Consider the following 17,530-nt stretch of genomic DNA (forward strand, 5'->3'; position numbering starts at 1 on the left):
GTCACGGCTGCGGGCCGGTCCAGTCCAGGCAGACCACCACCGCGTCGTCGACCAGGTCGCCGGCCACGAACGCGCGCAGATCACCGATCAGCGACCGGACGGCGTCCAGGGGGGCCATCGGCCCGGTCCGCCGCAGGAACCGGTCCAGTGCCGTCTCGCCGTAGCGCATGTGCTGACCGGTGGCCTCCACCACCCCGTCGCTGACCACGAAGACCCGGTCGCCGCGCAGCAGGGGGACCTTCTGCTCGTGGTAGTCGGTCGCCTCGAACATGCCCAGCGGGAACTGCGCCTCCAGCGGCTGCTCGGTGACGTCCCCGTCGCGGAGCAGGACCAGCCGGGGTGATCCGGCGTCCACCACCGTCATCATCCCCGAGCGAAGGTCCAACTCCATCAGCAACGCGGAGAGGTGCTGCTCGCCCCGGTACAGGTCGTAGATCGCCTGGTCGGCGAGGGCGGCCTGGTCGGCCAGGCTCAGCCCGGCCCTCCGCGCGTTGCGCAGCGCGTGGGTGGCCAGCGAGGTGAGCAGGGACGCGGCCACCCCCTCACCGGTGCCGTTGATGGTGGACAACCAGACCCGTTCCCCGTCGTCGGACCAGTCGAAGCTGTCGCCGCGCACCGCGTACGCCGGCTCCAACTGCCCGGCCAGGCTGAACGAGGGTCGGATGCGGCTGCGGCCGGGGAGCAGGTCCCACTGCATCTCGGCGGCCAGGGTGAGGCGTTGGGTGCGCTTGGCCGCCAGGTAGACGTCGGTGCCGGCGGAGACCGCCGCCACCTCGTGGGCGAGCGCGGTGGCGATCTCGGCCAGCGCGGCGACGACGTCGCGGTCGTCCAGGACGGGTGACAGGCGGAGCACCCCTCGACGTTCGCCACGCATGGTGACCGGGACCCAGGCGGTGCCGTCGGCCAGTATCGGCGACTGGTGGTCGAAGGCGCGCCAGGCCGGGTGCCCGGGGCTGGTGATCGAGTCGTCCTCGCCGAGTGGCAGCAGCTCCGCGATCCGGTAGTCGACCTGGTAGAGCTCGACGTCGGTGATCCCGTACGACTGGGCGAGCACGTCCCGGATCCCACCGACCAGACGGTCGGCTGGTGTCTCGTTCAGGGCACGTCGTGCCTGATTGACCGGTTCGTTCATCGTCAGTCCTTCACTGAAAGCTCGACCACCAGGAGGTTCGGAGTACTCTCGGGCCACCATGGCCGACATGAACCGTCCGACGGACCCTGAGACGAGTATGGCTGCCGCGCTGGACGCGACAGCCGCTGCCCTGCTGGGCATCTGGGAGTCTGCCCGGGAGGGGACCGCCAACCGCGTGTCCGGCGCCCAGTTGCGGGCGGTGATGGTGGTGGAGCAGTACGACGGGATCAACCTGCGTCGGCTCGCCACCCGACTCGACATGCTGCTCAGCTCCGCCAGCCGTCTCTGCGACCGGCTGGTCGCCGCCGGCATGTTGGAGCGTGAGCCGGGCCGCTTCGACCGTCGGGAGATCTCGCTGCGCCTCACCCCGGAGGCTCGCCGGCTCCTCGCCGAGCTGCGGGCCGACCGCCAGGGCCAGCTCGCCGCCGTGCTGGCCGGGATGAGCCGGGAGGGCCGCGACGCGCTGCTGCGCGGGATGCGGGAGTTCGACGAGACCGCCCGCCGCCAGCAGGCGCAGCACCGGCCGACGTCGGACGAGCCCACGGGCCAGGGCGATTGGCCGGACGGCCCGGACCGGCCCGGTGGCCGGTCGGGGGACTGGTCGGGCGATCCGGGTCGGCAGCCCCGAACGGGGTGGACGGGTTCGTCGGGCGGTCCGGAACGATCGGTCGGCACCACCAGGGAATGGCCGGGCGGCGGCCCGGTGGCGCGTACCGCCTGATCGAGTCGACCGGTCGGTCGCCCGGTCGGTCATGCCGAGACGCCGACGGCCAGCATCGCGATGTCGTCGTGGGCCTGCCCGCCCGCCCAGTCGTCGACCGCGCGGAGCACCCGGTCGATCAGCGCCGCCGGCGGTTGCCCGGCCGCCGCGACGAGCGCGGCCCGCAGCCGGACCTCGCCGAACATCGCCGTGTCGCGCGGGTCGCGGGGGTCGCGCGCCTCGGTCACCCCATCGGTGTACGCGAGCAGCAGATCGCCCGGGTCGAGGTGCACCCGGCTCTCGGCGAAGCGTGCGGCGGTCAGCGCCCCCACCGGCATGCCACCGACCGGGACCGGGGTGACGGTGCCGTCGGCGGTGACCAGCAGTGGCGCCGGGTGGCCCCCGCCTGCGACCCGAAGGTCCAGCCCGGTCGGCCCCCGATCCAGGGATCCGAGCAACAGGGTGGTGAACTGGTTGCGACGTGCCGCGTCCGGCGCATCGAACAGCGCCTGGTTGAGCAGGTGGATCAGCTCCAGCGGGCGTTGCTCCACCAGCCGCAGCGTCTGCAACGACTGGCGGACCCGGCCGGTCAGCACCGCCGCGCCCACACCCTTGCCGCACACGTCGCCGAGCGCGAACAGGGCGCCGCGCGGGTGCGGAAACACCTCGTAGAAGTCGCCGCCGATGCGGAGGGTGTCGCCCGCTGCCCGGTAGCCGCCGGCCAGGCTCACGCCGGGCACCACGGGCAGCTCGGGCGGGAGCAGGCTGGTTTGCAGCACCCGGGCCAGGTGCGCCTGCTCGCCGTGCAGGTCGGCGGTGGCCAGCGCGGCCCCCGCGCGGGTGGCGAACTCCCGGGCCAGCTCCACGTCGCGCCGGTCGAAGCCGGCCCGCCCGGCCCGACGGATGAGCAGCAGCGCACCGGCCGAGCCGCTGGCGCTGAGCAGCGGGCTGACCAGCACCATGCCCGGGGGGCCGAACCCGGGCGGCAGCAGGTCGGCCAGGTCGGTGAGCGGAGCGTCCGGCCAGGGGCCCGGTTCGGCCCGGTCGCCGGCCAGCGCTTCGGCCAGCCCGGGCACGGAGCTGGTCAGGGCGGGGCTGGCCAGCCCGGTGATCGGGGCGGGTTCGCCGTCGGCGTACCGGATCCAGCGGGGGTGCGGCTCGGCCGGAGCGGTCGGTCGGGGCAGCGCGACGGCGACGTCGGCGAGGTAGGGGACGGCGAGCGTGGTGGTGGCCAGCAGGACCTGGTCGCGGTGCAGGGCCAGCGCCAGCCGACTGCCGGCCTGGGCGAGGAACGCGGTCCGGCGGCGTTCGACGAGCAGGGCGTCGGCGCGGGCGTGCTCCTCGGTGACGTCGCGGACATACCACGCCCACCGGGTGCCGGCGAGTTGCCGTCGGACGCCGCGCAGTCGGCGGCCGTGGTGGTCGGCGTCGAAGCGGTCAGCGCCGCTGGCGACGGCCTGGGCCAGTGCCGTCACCGGGCACCCGGCCAGCTCGGTGCCGGCGTCGACCTCCGGGATCAACTCGGCAGCCATGGCATTGACCAGGGTGACCCGACCGGTCTCGTCCGTTGTCAGCACGGCCTCGGCGAGCCCGTCGAGCAGCTCCCGGGCCAACCGCTCGTCGGCCGGCAACGGTGTGCCGCCGGGATGCTGGGTCGTGGTCACCGCCGGACGCCGGCGCGCGTCTGACGACGTGTGCGCATGCTTCTTCTCGACTCCTCACCGGGGATCGTTGCCTGATAGCAAGGGTACCGATGCCCCCCGACAGCGATGCACGGTGCGGGGTGGCGATCAGCCGGCGCGGGCCAGCCAGCCGGCGGGCTGGGCGACGATCCGGCGGGCCACCGATCCGGCGGCGCCCACCGCTGCGGCCTCCGCGCCGAGCGTCGACGGGCGGACCGTGACCGGCGACCAGGCCGCGGTGAGCACCCGGGCACCGATCTCGGCGAGGACCGGGGGGCACAGCCAGGGCGCGAGCGCCGCGTAACCGCCACCGAGCACCACGGTGTCCAGGTCGAGCAGATTGACGACGCCGGCCACCGCCACACCGAGTGCCGTTCCGGCGTCGCGCAGCGCCCGCAGCGCGTCGGGGTCACCGCCCTCGGCCAACTCGGCCAACCGGGCCGTCGCGGTGTCGGCGGGAAGCTCCGCCCGAGCCAGCCCGGCGGCGGCCACGATCGCCTCCTGACCGGCGTACTGCTCCAGGCAGCCCTGCCCGCCGCAGCGGCACGGACGGCCCTCCGGGTGCACGGGGAGGTGCCCGATCTCGCCGCTCCACCCGCGTACGCCCCGGAACAGCGCGCCGTCCAGCACGATGCCGGCGCCGATGCCCACCTCGCCGGAGATGTGCAGGAAGCTGGACGTGCCGGTCGGCTGCGAGTGCAGCTCGCCGAGCGCCGCGAGGTTGGCCTCGTTGTCCACCACCAGTGCGGGGATGCCGGGCACCTGCTCGATCAGCGGTGGGTGCTCGGCGAGCAGCGCCGGCACCGGCACGTCGTGCCAGCCGAGGTTCGGCGCGAGCCGGACCAGCCCGGCGTCGTCCACCAGGCCGGGCACCGCCAGGGCGGCCCCGACCAGGGTGAGGCCCTGGTCGGCGGCGTCCTCCCGGGCTGCCCCGGCCATGTCGACCAGGCGGGCCAGGGCGTCGGCGGGGGCCACCGGGCGCAGGTCGGCCCGGTGCACGGTGCGGTGCCGGACCTGGCCGGCGAGGTCCACCACGCAGACCGCCAGGTAGTCGACGTTGACCTCCAGGCCGAGCCCGGCCGGCCCCTGATCGGCCAGCACAAGTCCGCGCGCCGGACGGCCGGCGCCCGAGCGGGGCGCGGGGTCGGACTCGCTCACCAACTGGCCGGCGAGCAGATCTTCGACCACGGCGGACACGGTGGCTCTGGTCAGGCCGGTCGCGGTCGCCAGGTCGGCCCGGGACGGGGGTCGGTCGGCTGCGGCGATCCGGCCGAGCACCAGGGCGAGGTTGAGCTCGCGGAGGCTGCCCTGACGGACTGCGCCGGCCGGGGCGTGGGTGAGGCTCACCCCTTGACACTGCCATAGGGTGGGCAAATAATTCAATCGCTGAACAAATACCTGACAACACCACCCCGGAGGTCCCTCATGGCACCCCGTCCCACCCCCGCCGACAAGTTCTCCTTCGGGCTCTGGACCGTGGGCTGGCAGGCCCGCGACCCCTTCGGTGACGCCACCCGTCCCGAGCTCGACGCGGTCGAGGCAGTGCACCGGCTCGCCGAGCTGGGCGCGTACGGCATCACCTTCCACGACGACGACCTGATCCCGTTCGGCGTCGACGCGGCCACCCGGGACCAGCACATCGCCCGGTTCCGTAAGGCGCTCGACGAGACCGGCCTGGTGGTGCCGATGGTCACCACCAACCTCTTCACCCACCCGATCTTCAAGGACGGCGGCTTCACCAGCAACGACCGCGACGTCCGCCGGTACGCGCTGCGCAAGGTGCTGCGTCAGGTCGACCTGGCCGCCGAGCTGGGCGCCAGCACCTTCGTCATGTGGGGTGGCCGCGAGGGCTCCGAGTACGACCTCGCCAAGGACGTCCAGGCCGCCCTGGACCGCTACCGCGAGGCCGTCAACCTGCTTACCCAGTACTCCATCGACAAGGGCTACAACCTGCGGTTCGCGCTGGAGCCCAAGCCCAACGAGCCGCGCGGCGACATTCTGCTGCCCACCATCGGGCACGCGCTCGGCTTCATCTCGCAGTTGGAGCACCCGGAGCTGGTCGGCCTCAACCCGGAGGTCGGGCACGAGCAGATGGCCGGGCTCAACTACGCCCACGGCATCGCCCAGGCGCTCTGGCAGGGCAAGCTGTTCCACCTGGACCTCAACGGCCAGCGCGGCATCAAGTACGACCAGGACCTGGTCTTCGGCCACGGCGACCTGATGAACGCGTTCGCCCTGGTGGACCTCCTGGAGAACGGCGGCCCCAACGGCGGTCCGGCCTACGACGGCCCTCGGCACTTCGACTACAAGCCGTCCCGCACCGAGGACATGGACGGGGTGTGGGCCTCCGCGGCGGCCAACATGAGCACCTACCTGCTCCTCAAGGAGCGGGCAGCGGCGTTCCGCGCCGACCCCGAGGTCGTCGAGGCGCTCGCCGCCAGCAAGGTCGGCGAGCTGAGCACGCCGACGCTCGGCGACGGCGAGGGCTACGAGGAGTTCCTGGCCGACCGGTCCGCGTTCGAGGACGTCGACGTGGACGCGGTGGCCGCCCGGGGCTTCGCCTTCGTCCGGCTCAACCAGCTCGCCGTCGAGCACCTGCTCGGCGCCCGCTGAGGCCGCGCCATGCCGTTGGTCGCGGGCGTCGACTCGTCCACCCAGTCCTGCAAGGTGGTGATCCGGGACGCGGAAACCGGCGCCCTGCTCCGGCAGGGCCGGGCACCGCACCCGGACGGCACGGAGGTCGACCCGGAAGCCTGGTGGGAGGCGCTGCGTAGCGCCGCCGACGAGGCCGGCGGGTTGGCCGACGTGGCGGCGATCTCCGTCGCCGGCCAGCAGCACGGCATGGTGTGTCTCGACGAGGACGGCCGGGTGGTCCGCCCGGCGCTGCTGTGGAACGACACCCGGTCCGCCGACGCCGCCGCCGATCTCATCGAGGAGGCCGGCGGCGGCGCGGCCGGGAGCCGGTTCTGGGCCGAGGCCACCGGCAGCGTTCCGGTGGCCAGCTTCACCCTCACCAAGCTGCGCTGGCTGGCCACGCACGAGCCGGAGAGGGCAGCCCAGGTGGCGGCCGTCTGCCTGCCGCACGACTGGCTGACCTGGCGGCTGGCCGGAGCACCGGGGCTGGACGCGCTGCGTACCGACCGGGGTGATGCCAGCGGCACCAGTTACTGGTCACCGGCCACCGGGCAGTACCGGCTGGACCTGCTGGAGCGGGGCTTCGGCCGGCGGTTGGTGCTGCCCGAGGTGATCGGTCCGGCGGATTCGGCGGGAAAGCTGTCCGACGTACTGGGTGGTCCGGGCGGGGCCCTGCTCGGCGCGGGCACCGGGGACAACGCCGCCGCCGCGCTCGGTGTCGGCGCCGGGTCCGGTGACGTGATCGTCTCGATCGGCACCTCCGGCACCGTGTTCAGCGTCGCCGACGTGCCCGCCGCTGACGAGAGCGGTGCGGTGGCGGGCTTCGCCGACGCGTCCGGCCGCTTCCTGCCGCTGGTCGCCACGCTCAACGCGGCCCGGGTGCTGGACGCCGCCGCGGCGATGCTCGGCGTCAACCTGGACGAGCTGGCCGAGCTGGCCCTCTCCGCGCCGGCCGGGGCGGACGGGCTGGTCATGGTGCCCTACCTGGAGGGTGAGCGGACGCCGAACCGACCGCTCGCCACCGGTGCGGTCCACGGCCTGACCCTGCGTACGTCGACCCCCGCGCACCTGGCGAGGGCCGCCGTGGAGGGCATGCTCTGCGCGCTCGCCGACGGGCTGGACGCGCTGACCGCGCAGGGCGCCACCGCCCGCCGGGTCATCCTGATCGGCGGTGGGGCCCGGTCGGCCGCGGTGCGGCAGATCGCCCCGCAGGTCTTCGGCTGCCCGGTCGTCGTCCCGCCGGCCGGGGAGTACGTCGCCGACGGTGCCGCCCGCCAGGCCGCCTGGGTCGCCCTGGGCGGCGACGCGCCGCCGGTCTGGGCGGTCGAGGGCACCGAGGAGTACGCGGCGGCGGCCGTACCCGCGGTGCGCGACCAGTACGCCGCGGCCCGCGGGTTGGTGCTCGACCGGCGCTGACCGTCGGGATCGACGCACGGGTGGGTGCCGGTCGACGGTGACCGGCACCCACCCGCGTGACGACCTCCCGTACGCGGTCTGGTTGGCTGCCGTTCATGACGGTGACCAGTGGCGGGCCCGGCCTGCGCCCGCACGGTCGGGGCGGTGGGCGGGCGCACCGGTTCTACAGCGTGGTGGTGTTCGTGCTGCTCGCCTCGCTGGACAACGTGGCGATCGGACTGGTCCCCCCGCTGTACGGCCCGATCGCCGACGCGTTCGACGTGTCCGGTCGGCTGCTCGGCGTGGTCACCGCGGTCAGCTTCCTGGTCAGTGCCGTCGCGGCGGTCGGCTGGGCGTACGTCGGTGACCACACCAACCGCAAACCGCTGCTCATGGTGGGCACCCTGCTCTGGGCGGCGGGCACCGGCGGCAGCGCGCTCGCCGGCGGTTACCTGACGTTCCTGGCCGCGCAACTGGTCGCGGCGGTCGGCCTCGGCGCGGTCGGCTCGGTGGGCTTCTCCGTGGTGACCGACCTGATCTCACCGACCCGGCGCGGGCTGGTGATGAGCTTCTGGGGGCTCTCTCAGGGGGTCGGCACCCTCGCGGGCACCCTTGTCGGCGGGCTGCTCGGGGCCGCCGACTGGCGTCGGCCGTTCCTGCTGTTGACCGGCGTCGGCCTGGTCGCCACGGTCGCCTACCTGTTCACCTACGACGTGCGGCGGGGCCAGAGCGAGCCGGAACTGGCCGGCAGGTTGGACGCCGGCGCCGAGTACGACTACCGGATCAGCCGCGCCGACCTGCCGCGCATCCTGGCCCGGCGGACCAACCGGTGGCTGATCCTGCAGGGTCTGACCGCGCAGGCCGCGTTCGGCTCGTTGGTCTGGCTGCCGGTGCTGTTCGCCGAACGGGCCGAGGCCCAGGGCTACTCCACGTCGACGGCCGTGGTGGTGGGCAGCGTCTTCGCCACCCTGTTCCAGCTCGGTGGGGTGCTGTCCATCGTGGGCGGGCTGATCGGTGACGCCGTGCAACGGCGTACCCCGCGAGGGCGAGCGCTCGTCGCCTCGATCGGCATCCTCGCCGCGCTGCCGTTCTACCTGGTGTTGTTCTTCGTGCCGGTCACGATCGACGTGTTGGACGGCGCGAGCGGCGGCGCGGTGGTGGGTGCGGTACTGGCCAGTGTGTTCACCGAGCCGTCGGTCGGGCTGAGCCTGCTCACCGCCGTCGTGGCGCTCGCGTTGACGTCGGCGAACTCGCCGAACTGGTTCGCGTTGATCGCCGACGTCAACCCGCCGGAGCACCGGGGCACTGTCTACAGCCTGGGCAATCTGGTGAACGGGGTCGGTCGCGCCGCCGGCAACGGGCTGGTCGGGGTGGCCTTCCAGGCGTTGCGAGTGGCGTTCCCGCCACCGCTGAACTTCGCCGTCGGGCTGGCCGCGTTCCAGCTCTTCTTCATCCCGACGGGGGTCATGTACTGGCTCGCCTCGCGAACCTCACCCGCGGACATCGACAACGTGCACGACCTGCTGCACACCCGAGCCGACCGCCTCTGACCGCCCCCGCCCCGCGCCCAGCGCCGCCCCCACCCCGCGCCCCGCGCCGCCCCCGCCCCGCGCTCCGCGCCTGCCGCCCCCCCCGCAGCCCGCGCCTCCCGCGCCCCCGCCCTCCGCGCCCCCGCCCTCCGCGCCCCCGCCCTCCGCGCCCGCGCAGCTCGACCCGCCCCACGTGATCGATCAAGGAGTTGTGGTGGGTGACAAATGGCCTACTTACGCCCAATCCGGGCACCACAACCCCATGATCGACAGAGTCAAACCGCACTCCTCCGCGATCTTGCACTTTGTGTCATGGCATAGCTGACATTCTGCGCATCTCGACAACAGCAACTGCAAGATCGGCGCGGGTGCCGCGTTCTGCAGGGACGAGCCGGGCTGCTGGGTGCGTTGCCGTTCCTTGGCTCGGCTGGACACGGTCAGCAGGGCTGTCGGCGCGGGGTGAATCGTTTACGACATCAGCTCCACAGCGGCCCGCTCCACGTCGACCGGCCCGCCCGCGAGTACCGATCGGCGGGACGGGCCGGTCGGCGGCGGACGGGCCGGTCGGCGGCGGACGGGCCGATCGGCGTGGGGATCAGCCGCGCAGCCAGACGGTCACGTCGGTGGGGACCGCGCCGTCGTCGTCGAGCGGGGCGCTGCTGGTGAGCACCTCGGCGTCGGCCGGCACTGGCACCGGCACGGCACCGAAGTTGGTCAGCACGGTCAACTCACCGTTGCGGAAGCTCAGCACCTCGTCGTCCGAGGACAACCACTCCAGGGTGCCGCGACCCAGCCCGTGGGCACGGCGCAGACGCAACGCCGTGCGGTACAGCTCGTACGTCGAACCGGGCACGTCGCGCTGGCGGTCCAGCGCGTACTCCGCCCAGAGCGCGGGCTGCGGCAACCAGCTCGCGTCGGTCGGCCCGAAGCCGTACGACGGGGCGTCGGCCTCCCACGGGATCGGCACCCGGCAGCCGTCCCGACCGCGCTGGGTGTGACCGCTGCGTGCCCAGGTCGGGTCCTGCCGGGCCTCGTCGGGCAGGGTGGTGTGCTCGGGCAGCCCCAGCTCCTCACCCTGGTAGAGGTACGCCGAGCCGGGCAGCGCCAGCATCAGCAGGGTGGCCGCCCGGGCCCGGCGCAGACCGAGTGCGGCGTCCGGCTGCGGGTCGCCGATGCCGATGCCGTTGGGGCGTACGGTGCCGATCGGCAGGCCGAGCCGGGAGGCGTGCCGCACCACGTCGTGGTTGGACAGCACCCAGGTGGTCGGCGCGCCGACCGAGTCGGTCGCCTCCAACGAACGGGTGATCACCGCGTACTGGGCCGGTGCGCTCCATGCGGCCAGCAGGTACTCGAAGTTGAACGCCTGGTGCATCTCGTCCGGGCGCACGTAGCGGGCCAGTCGCTCGGCCGGTTCCACCCAGGCCTCGGCGACCAGCACCCGCTCGCCGGGGTAGCTGTCCAACACCTGCCGCCACTGCCGGTAGATCTCGTGCACGCCCTCCTGGTCCCACATCGGCGGGCGGGGCTTGTCGATCTCGTTGCCGGAGAGGATCTCCTGCGGCTCCTGCCAGTCGGCCAGGTCGGCCTGCTTGATGAGGCCGTGCGCCACGTCGACCCGGAAGCCGTCCACGCCGCGGTCCAGCCAGAAGCGCAGCACGTCCAGGAACTCCGCGTGCACCTCCGGGTTGTCCCAGTTGAGGTCCGGCTGCCCGGTGTCGAACAGGTGCAGGTACCACTGGCCGGGCTGCCCGTCGGCGTCGACCGTCCGGGTCCAGGCCGGGCCACCGAAGACGCTCTGCCAGTCGTTCGGCGGCTGGTCGCCGGCCGGACCACGGCCGTCCCGGAAGACGTACCGCGACCGTTCCGCGCTGCCGGGCGCGGCCGGCAGCGCGGCCTGGAACCAGCGGTGCGCCGACGAGGTGTGGTTCGGCACCAGGTCGACGATCACCCGCAGGTTGCGGGCCCGGGCCTCGGCGATCAGCTTGTCCGCGTCGGCGAGGGTGCCGAACAGCGGGTCGATGTCGCGGTAGTCGGCCACGTCGTAGCCGGCGTCGGCCTGCGGCGAGGGGTAGAAGGGGGAGAGCCACACCGCGTCCACGCCCAGCTCGACCAGGTGGTCGAGGCGGGCGGTGATGCCGGGCAGGTCACCGATTCCGTCCCCGTCGGAGTCGGCGAAGGAGCGGGGGTAGATCTGGTAGATGGCGGCCTCGGTCCACCAGCCGGTGGCCGGGGGACCGGAGGGGGTCTGCTGGGTCGGGTCGGTGTTCAGGGTCGTCTCCCGTGTTGCGGTGTGTGGATTTCAGTGTGCCCGGGGCGGTGCTGTCGAGTCCCGGACCACCAACCGGGTGGGCAGGACCACCGGAGTGTCGCAACCGGCGCCCCGTTGACTGACGACGGGCCCCGGCGGTCGGGCGCCGAGCGGGTCGAGCAACATCTGGGCGGCCAGTCGGCCCTGCTCGGCAGCGGGCTGGGCGACGGTGCTGAGCCCGAGCACGCCGGCCAGGTCGTGGTCGTCGATGCCGACCACGCTGACGTCCTGCGGCACCCGCAGTCCGACGTCGCGCAGGGCGGTCATCGCGCCCATCGCCATCTCGTCGCAGGCGGCGACGATCGCGGTCGGTGGCTCGCCGCGGGCCAGCAATTCGGCCGCGGCCCGGTTGCCACCGTCGATGGTGAAGGTGGACTCGATGTCCAGGGTGGGGTCGGGTCGCAGGCCGGCGGAGCGTAGTGCCGCCTGGTAACCCCGCCGTCGGTCGAGGTGGGTGGTGAAGGCCAACTCGTCGTCCGGGTCGCCGGAGATGTGGGCGATGCGGTGATGGCCGAGGTCGATCAGATGCTTTGTCGCGACCCGCGCGGCCGCCACGTCGTCGATGCGTACGCACGGCCAGTTCGGCACCCGGCTGCCCGAGCTGATGGTGACGCCGGGCAGTTCCAGCGTGGCCAGCGCGGTCAGGTCGGCCGGACGCAGCGGTGTGGCGACCAGCATCATGGCGTCCACCCGCTTGTGCAGGTTGGCCGTCCGCAGGACCCGCTGCCGGACCTGCTCCCGGCCGCCCAGGTTGTAGAGCAGCAGGTCGTAGCCGGACTGGTGGAGGTACTCCTCGACCGCCTCGACGACGGTGCTGAAGAACCAGCGGGTGATCCGGGGGACCACCACCGCCACCGTGCCGGTCCGGCCCCCGGCGAGCCGGGACGCGCTCGGCGAGACCTCGTAGTCCAGTTGCTCGGCGGCGGCGAGCACCCGGCGTCGGGTGGCGGCCGAGACCGTCGGTAGTCCGCGCAGCGCCCGCGAGACGGTGGCCGTGGACACACCGGCCAGCCGGGCCACATCATCGATCCTCGTCACGGTTTCCCCCGCTCGGTGCCCGGAGCGCCCGCCGCCGCCCGAGGGGCCAGGCGGCGGCGGGCGCGCGGGTCAGCCCTTGACGCTGCCCGCGAGCAGACCTCGTACGAAGAAGCGCTGCAGGGACAGGAACACGATGAGGGGTACGACGATGCTGACGAACGCGCCGGCGGTGAGGCGCTGCCACTCGTTGCCCCGGGTGCCGGCCATCTCGGCGAGCCGGACGGTGAGTGGGGCGGTCTCGTTGCCGCCGCCCGCGAAGATCAGCGCCACCAGCAGGTCGTTCCAGACCCAGAGGAACTGGAAGATGCCGAATGCCGCCAGCGCCGGGGTGATCAGCGGCAGCACGATGGTGCGGAAGATCTTCGGGTGGGTGGCCCCGTCGACGCGGGCCGCCTCCATCAGGTCACCCGGCAGCTGCGAGATGAAGTTGTGCAGCAGGAAGACGGCGAACGGGAGCGCGAAGCAGGTGTGGGCGAACCACACCTGGGCGAACTTCTGCTCGTCGACCAGGTCCCAGGCCGGCATCAGGGTGACGCCGCCGACGGTGACCCCGGTGGAGAAGAACCTCAGCAGCGGCACCAGGGCCATCTGCAGCGGCACGATCTGCAACGCGAAGATCGCGATGTAGAGCCAGTCCCGGCCGCGGAAGTTGATCCACGCGAGGGCGTACGCGGCGAGGCACGCGAAGGCGAGCGGGAAGAGTACCGACGGGATGGTGATCGCCAGCGAGTTGATGAAGGAACCGGCGAGCTGCCCGGAGGACCCCGACCGCCCGAACAGGACCTGCTCGTAGTTCTCGAACGTGAACTGGGGGTTGGTGAAGGCCGTCCACCAGCCGGTGGTCTTGATCTCGTCCTCCGGTCGGAGGGAGGAGACGAGCAGGCCGAAGGTCGGGATCGTCCAGACGACCGCGATGACGATCGAGACGAGCGTCGCGGTACGGCTGTTCAACCGCTTGCGGACCCGGCCGGCCGCGCTGGTCGGGGTGCCGCCGGTCTTCTGGGCGCCGGCGGCGACGGTGGGCGTTGCGGTGGTCATCTCAGCCCTCCCGCTGTTGACGGAGGTTACGGATCTGGTAGATCACGACCGGGATGACCAGGACGAAGAGGAAGACCGCGAGGGCGGAACCGCGCCCGTTCTCGCTGTACCGGAACGCCTGGTTGTACATCTCGTTGGCGATCACGCTGGTGTCGTAGTTGCCGTTGGTCGAGGTCCGGACGATGTCGAAGACCTTGAGCGTGGCGATCGTGAGGGTCACCATCACGACGATCAGCGCCGGTCGGATGCTCGGCATGGTGATCTGCCAGAACATCTGCCACGGGCTGACCCCGTCGAGCCGGGCGGCTTCGACGATGTCGCCGGGGATCGCCTTGATGGCCGCGGAGAGCACCACCATGGCGAAACCGGCCTGGATCCAGATCATGATGACGACCAGCAGCAGGGTGTTGAGGGGGGATTCGAGGAGCCACTGCTTGGGCTCACCGCCCAGGCTCACCACGATCTGGTTGAGCAGACCGATCTGGTCCCCGTCACCCCGGTAGGCGTAGACGAACTTCCAGATGATGCTGGCGCCGACGAAGGAGATGGCCATCGGCAGGAAGATCAGTGACTTGGCCACGGCCTCGAACCGGGCCTTGTCCACCAGTACGGCGTAGATCAGGCCGAACCCGGTCGCCACCAGTGGCACGAGGAGCACCCAGATCAGGGTGTTGATCAGGACCCGGACGATGGCGTCGTCGGAGAACATCCAGCCGAAATTCTCCAGCCCCACCCATTCGGTGCTGGTCCTGTCCATCAGGGAGAGCAGCACGGTGCGGATGGCCGGCACGACCAGACCGATGACGAGCAGCAGCAGGGTCGGCAACAGGAAGAAGAACGCGAAGACCCCCTCCCGCTGCTTGAGTCGGCGGGGGAGTGGAGCACCACCCGTCGAGGCGGCGACGAGCTGCGCCTCCCGTCGCCGGGCGAACCAGGCCGGTACCACGTCGAGCAGCAGGAGCAGACCGCCAACCACCACCACGAAGGCGACCAGCCCGTACATCAGCATGAGGAACTTCGGCTGCTGATCGGCGAAGTCGAACTTCATCAACCCTCCCTTCCGGGTCCACCTCGGCCGGTGGCCCGGTCCGCGAACGCGGACCGGGCCACCGCCGGGATCACTTAGGCCAGCTGCTCTCGATGCCCTGGAGCACCGGGACGGTCGCCTTGCCGTTCAGCCAATCGATCATGCCCTTCCAGAACGTTCCCGCACCGACGCCGGCCGGCATCAGGTCGGATCCGTCGAAGCGGAAGGTGCCCGTCTTGTCCTGCAGGATCTGGACGGAGAGCTTGTCGATCGGGCTGGCGACGTTGTTGATGTCCAGCTTGTTGTTCGCCGTGACCCAGTTGCCGAGCTTCGCGCGGCTGTTCACGTACTCCGCCGAGACGAGGTAGGTCTGCACAGCCTGGACCTCGGGACGGTCGGCGTAGCCGACGACGAATTCGCCCGCGCCCAGCACCGGCTTGCCCTTGGCCGGGTCGATGGCCGGGAAGTAGAAGGCGAACGCGTCGCCGTCCTCGGCCACCTTGGTGCCCTCGGGGAACTGGTTGGCGTAGAACGACGCCTGACGGTGCATCGCGCACTTGCCGGTGGTCACCGGCAGGCCCGCCTCCTGGAAGGCGGTGGTGGTGATGCTCTTGACGCCGCCGAAGCCGCCGTTGACGTACTTCTCGTTCTTGAGGATGCTGCCGGCGCGGTCGACCGCGTCGACGATCTTCGGGTCGTTGAACGGGATGGCGTGGGTGGTCCACTGGTCGTAGACCTCGGGACCCTGCGTACGCAGGACCACGTCCTCGATCCAGTCGGTGGCCGGCCAGCCGGTGGCGTCACCGGACTCGACGCCCGCGCACCACGGCTTGGTGCCGCTGGCGGCGATCTTGTCGCTCAGGGCGATGAGCTGGTCCCAGGTGGTCGGAACCTCCCAGCCCTTCTCCTTGAACGTCTTCGGCGAGTACCAGACGAAGGACTTCACGTTGGCGCCGAGCGGCACGCCGTAGAGCGTCCCGTTGACGGTGCCGTACTTCAGCCAGTCGGCCGGCATGTTCTGCTCGGCGAGGGCCTTGGTGTCGGCGCCGAGGGACTTCAGCTTGCCGGCGTCCGCGAACCGCTTCACCAGGCCCGGCTGCGGCACGAAGGCGATGTCGGGGGCGTTGCCACCGTCGACCCGGACGGGGAGCTGCGCCTCGAACTCGCCGCTGCCCTCGTAGTCGATCTCGATGCCGGTGCAGTCGGTGAACTGCGACCACGACCGCTCCAGCAGGTCGGCCTCGGCGTCACGGATGGACGCGTAGATGGAGACCTTCTTGCCGTCGTGGCCCTGGTACTTGTCGTATGCGGCGCACTCCGCGGAACCCGCTTTGCTGCTCTTCTTGTCGTCGCCGGTACCGCAGGCGGTGGCGCTGAGCGCCAGCCCGACTACACCGGCGATCACGAAGGCCTGGCGTGGTCTGGTAAAGACCGCCATGCCGTCCTCCTTCCTAGCCGGCGCGGTCTTCGTTGGTGACCCGTCGCCGGTCCGATTGGGCGTGCACACATGTAAGCGCTTGCATCCGGCCCGGTCCACCCCCTGTCAGACACGAGCGAGTAACAATCCGGAAACCTGCGGGCTGCCTGGTGGGCGCGTTTGCGGGACAGGCTGAGGACTCTTTCGAAGATTGACGATATCTGTCAGGCTAGCCCCACCGTATCGAAGGTTTTCGACATAGGAGGAGCTGTATGCGAAAGCGGTGGATCAGCCTGTTGGTGACGGGTCTCCTCGTCGGGGGAGCGCTGGTGCCGGCGACCCCGGCCCTGGCCGCGCCGACCTTCAAGGTGCCGTTCCCGTGCGGCCAGTCCTGGTCCGGGCAGACCCGGTCGGGCCACAGCCCGGCGAACGCGGTCGACTTCAACCGCACGGACGACCTGGGCGACCCGGTGGTCGCCAGCGCCCCGGGCACCGTCGACCGGGTGACCGACCTCGGTGGCACCAGCTACGGCAAGTACGTCCGGATCAACCACGGCGGCGGCTACAGCACCTACTACGCGCACCTCAACGGCTTCAACGTCTCGGTCGGGCAGACGGTCGGGTACGGCAAGGTGCTCGGCTGGGTCGGCAGCACCGGTGGATCGACCGGCCCCCACCTGCACTACGAGCAGCGCCTCAACGGCGGCGACATCCAGGTCCGCTTCAACGGCACCCTCGCGCTCTACTGGGGCACCAAGAACTACACCAGTGACAACGGGTGCTCCTCGGGCAGCGGCAACGGCACCGTCGACACCAGCGGCACGCCACTGACCGTCCGCTCCGGGCCCGGCACCGGGTACGCCTCGGTGGGCACCGTCGCGGACGGCACCCGGGTGACGATCGTCTGCCAGACCAGTGGCACCACGGTCACCGGCACGTACGGCACCAGCTCGATCTGGGACCGGATCGGCTCCGGCCGCTACATCGCCGACGCGTACGTCTACACCGGCTCCGACGGCTACATCCCGGGCGTGCCCCGCTGCTGACCCGGTGACGGTCACGGTCCCCGGTGGGCGCCGCCGCCGGGGACCGTGCGCTCAGTTGTTGAGCTGCCAGATCGACAGGTTCAACGCGGCGGCGAAGGTGACCCAGGCCCAGTACGGCAGCAGCAGCGCCATCGCCACCCGGGACACCCGGGCGAACAGCACCACGGTCAGGCCGATCGCCAGCCACATCAGTACGATCTCGGCGAACGCGAGACCGTACTGCCCGGCGCCGAAGAACAGCGGGGTCCAGATCGCGTTGAGCACCAGTTGGGCGGTCCACGCCCAGAGGGAGGCGGAGAAGCCGACCCGGCGCCACACCAGCCAGCCGGCCACCGCGATCAGCGCGTAGAGCAGTGACCAGACCGGGCCGAAGAGCCACGAGGGCGGGGCCCAGCCGGGCTGCCGCAGGTTCGCGTACTCCTCGGTGGTGCCCTGCACGCCCAGGCCGCCGATCGCGGCCGCGACGAAGACCGCCGCCGCGAAGCCGGCGAGGGCCCACCACGCGCGCCGCCCGGACGTCGCCGACGCGTCCCGAGATATCTCCATGGTCGAGATATTTCCTCTCGGGGCCCGCTCAAACCGCC

At 71.8% G+C, this 17,530-nt stretch carries 14 protein-coding genes; 5 read left to right on the forward strand and 9 right to left on the reverse strand.

Annotated features, from left to right (window positions below; all coding sequences use genetic code 11):
- Position 1: 1 nt before the first annotated feature.
- Positions 2-1,132 carry a PP2C family protein-serine/threonine phosphatase gene (locus AB0877_RS09345; RefSeq protein ID WP_366608093.1) on the reverse strand — a complete coding sequence of 377 codons (1,131 nt, stop codon included), beginning with the start codon at positions 1,130-1,132 and terminating at the stop codon, positions 2-4.
- 67 nt (positions 1,133-1,199) lie between these two features.
- Between AB0877_RS09345 and AB0877_RS09350 the strand changes: the two genes are divergently transcribed.
- The gene (locus AB0877_RS09350) at positions 1,200-1,853 is read left to right on the forward strand and encodes a MarR family winged helix-turn-helix transcriptional regulator (protein ID WP_366608094.1); all 654 of its coding nucleotides are present in this window, start codon (positions 1,200-1,202) and stop codon (positions 1,851-1,853) included.
- A gap of 29 nt (positions 1,854-1,882) precedes the next feature.
- Here AB0877_RS09350 and AB0877_RS09355 read toward each other — a convergent pair whose 3' ends face one another.
- Together AB0877_RS09355 and AB0877_RS09360 are read right to left on the reverse strand one after the other, a co-directional pair.
- Positions 1,883-3,496, reverse strand: a complete 1,614-nt coding sequence (locus tag AB0877_RS09355; protein ID WP_366608095.1) for a PP2C family protein-serine/threonine phosphatase — start codon at positions 3,494-3,496, stop codon at positions 1,883-1,885.
- Positions 3,497-3,622: 126 nt separating this feature from the next.
- Positions 3,623-4,861, reverse strand: a complete 1,239-nt coding sequence (locus AB0877_RS09360) for an ROK family transcriptional regulator (protein WP_366608096.1) — start codon at positions 4,859-4,861, stop codon at positions 3,623-3,625.
- A 78-nt stretch (positions 4,862-4,939) separates the two neighbouring features.
- Between AB0877_RS09360 and xylA the strand changes: the two genes are divergently transcribed.
- The 3 genes from xylA to AB0877_RS09375 all read left to right on the forward strand — a co-directional run bounded on the left by xylA (position 4,940) and on the right by AB0877_RS09375 (position 9,093).
- Positions 4,940-6,127, forward strand: a complete 1,188-nt coding sequence (gene xylA, locus AB0877_RS09365) for a xylose isomerase (RefSeq protein ID WP_366608097.1) — start codon at positions 4,940-4,942, stop codon at positions 6,125-6,127.
- Positions 6,128-6,136: 9 nt separating this feature from the next.
- Entirely contained in the window at positions 6,137-7,564 is a 1,428-nt protein-coding gene (gene xylB / locus AB0877_RS09370; protein ID WP_366608098.1) for a xylulokinase, read from the forward strand.
- A 95-nt stretch (positions 7,565-7,659) separates the two neighbouring features.
- Positions 7,660-9,093, forward strand: a complete 1,434-nt coding sequence (locus AB0877_RS09375; protein WP_366608099.1) for an MFS transporter — start codon at positions 7,660-7,662, stop codon at positions 9,091-9,093.
- A 574-nt stretch (positions 9,094-9,667) separates the two neighbouring features.
- On the opposite strand, the gene AB0877_RS09380 is transcribed toward AB0877_RS09375, so the two are convergent.
- The 5 genes from AB0877_RS09380 to AB0877_RS09400 all read right to left on the reverse strand — a co-directional run bounded on the left by AB0877_RS09380 (position 9,668) and on the right by AB0877_RS09400 (position 15,921).
- Entirely contained in the window at positions 9,668-11,341 is a 1,674-nt protein-coding gene (locus tag AB0877_RS09380; RefSeq protein WP_366608145.1) for a glycoside hydrolase family 13 protein, read from the reverse strand.
- Between the two features lie 30 nt (positions 11,342-11,371).
- A complete protein-coding gene (locus tag AB0877_RS09385; protein ID WP_366608100.1) occupies positions 11,372-12,418 on the reverse strand; it encodes a LacI family DNA-binding transcriptional regulator in 1,047 nt (348 codons plus the stop codon).
- A 69-nt stretch (positions 12,419-12,487) separates the two neighbouring features.
- A complete protein-coding gene (locus tag AB0877_RS09390) occupies positions 12,488-13,456 on the reverse strand; it encodes a carbohydrate ABC transporter permease (RefSeq protein WP_366608101.1) in 969 nt (322 codons plus the stop codon).
- Between the two features lies 1 nt (position 13,457).
- On the reverse strand, positions 13,458-14,504 hold the full coding sequence (locus AB0877_RS09395; protein WP_366608102.1) for a sugar ABC transporter permease: 1,047 nt from the start codon (positions 14,502-14,504) through the stop codon (positions 13,458-13,460).
- 70 nt (positions 14,505-14,574) lie between these two features.
- Positions 14,575-15,921, reverse strand: coding sequence for an ABC transporter substrate-binding protein (locus AB0877_RS09400; protein ID WP_366608103.1), 1,347 nt, complete (start codon positions 15,919-15,921; stop codon positions 14,575-14,577).
- Positions 15,922-16,172: 251 nt separating this feature from the next.
- Between AB0877_RS09400 and AB0877_RS09405 the strand changes: the two genes are divergently transcribed.
- Positions 16,173-16,946 carry a peptidoglycan DD-metalloendopeptidase family protein gene (locus tag AB0877_RS09405; protein ID WP_366608104.1) on the forward strand — a complete coding sequence of 258 codons (774 nt, stop codon included), beginning with the start codon at positions 16,173-16,175 and terminating at the stop codon, positions 16,944-16,946.
- Positions 16,947-16,997: 51 nt separating this feature from the next.
- Here AB0877_RS09405 and AB0877_RS09410 read toward each other — a convergent pair whose 3' ends face one another.
- Positions 16,998-17,492, reverse strand: a complete 495-nt coding sequence (locus AB0877_RS09410) for a TspO/MBR family protein (protein ID WP_366608105.1) — start codon at positions 17,490-17,492, stop codon at positions 16,998-17,000.
- Positions 17,493-17,530 lie beyond the last annotated feature (38 nt).

The organism is Micromonospora sp. NPDC047644, from assembly GCF_040704315.1.
In the GTDB taxonomy this organism is placed as follows: Bacteria; Actinomycetota; Actinomycetes; order Mycobacteriales; family Micromonosporaceae; genus Micromonospora.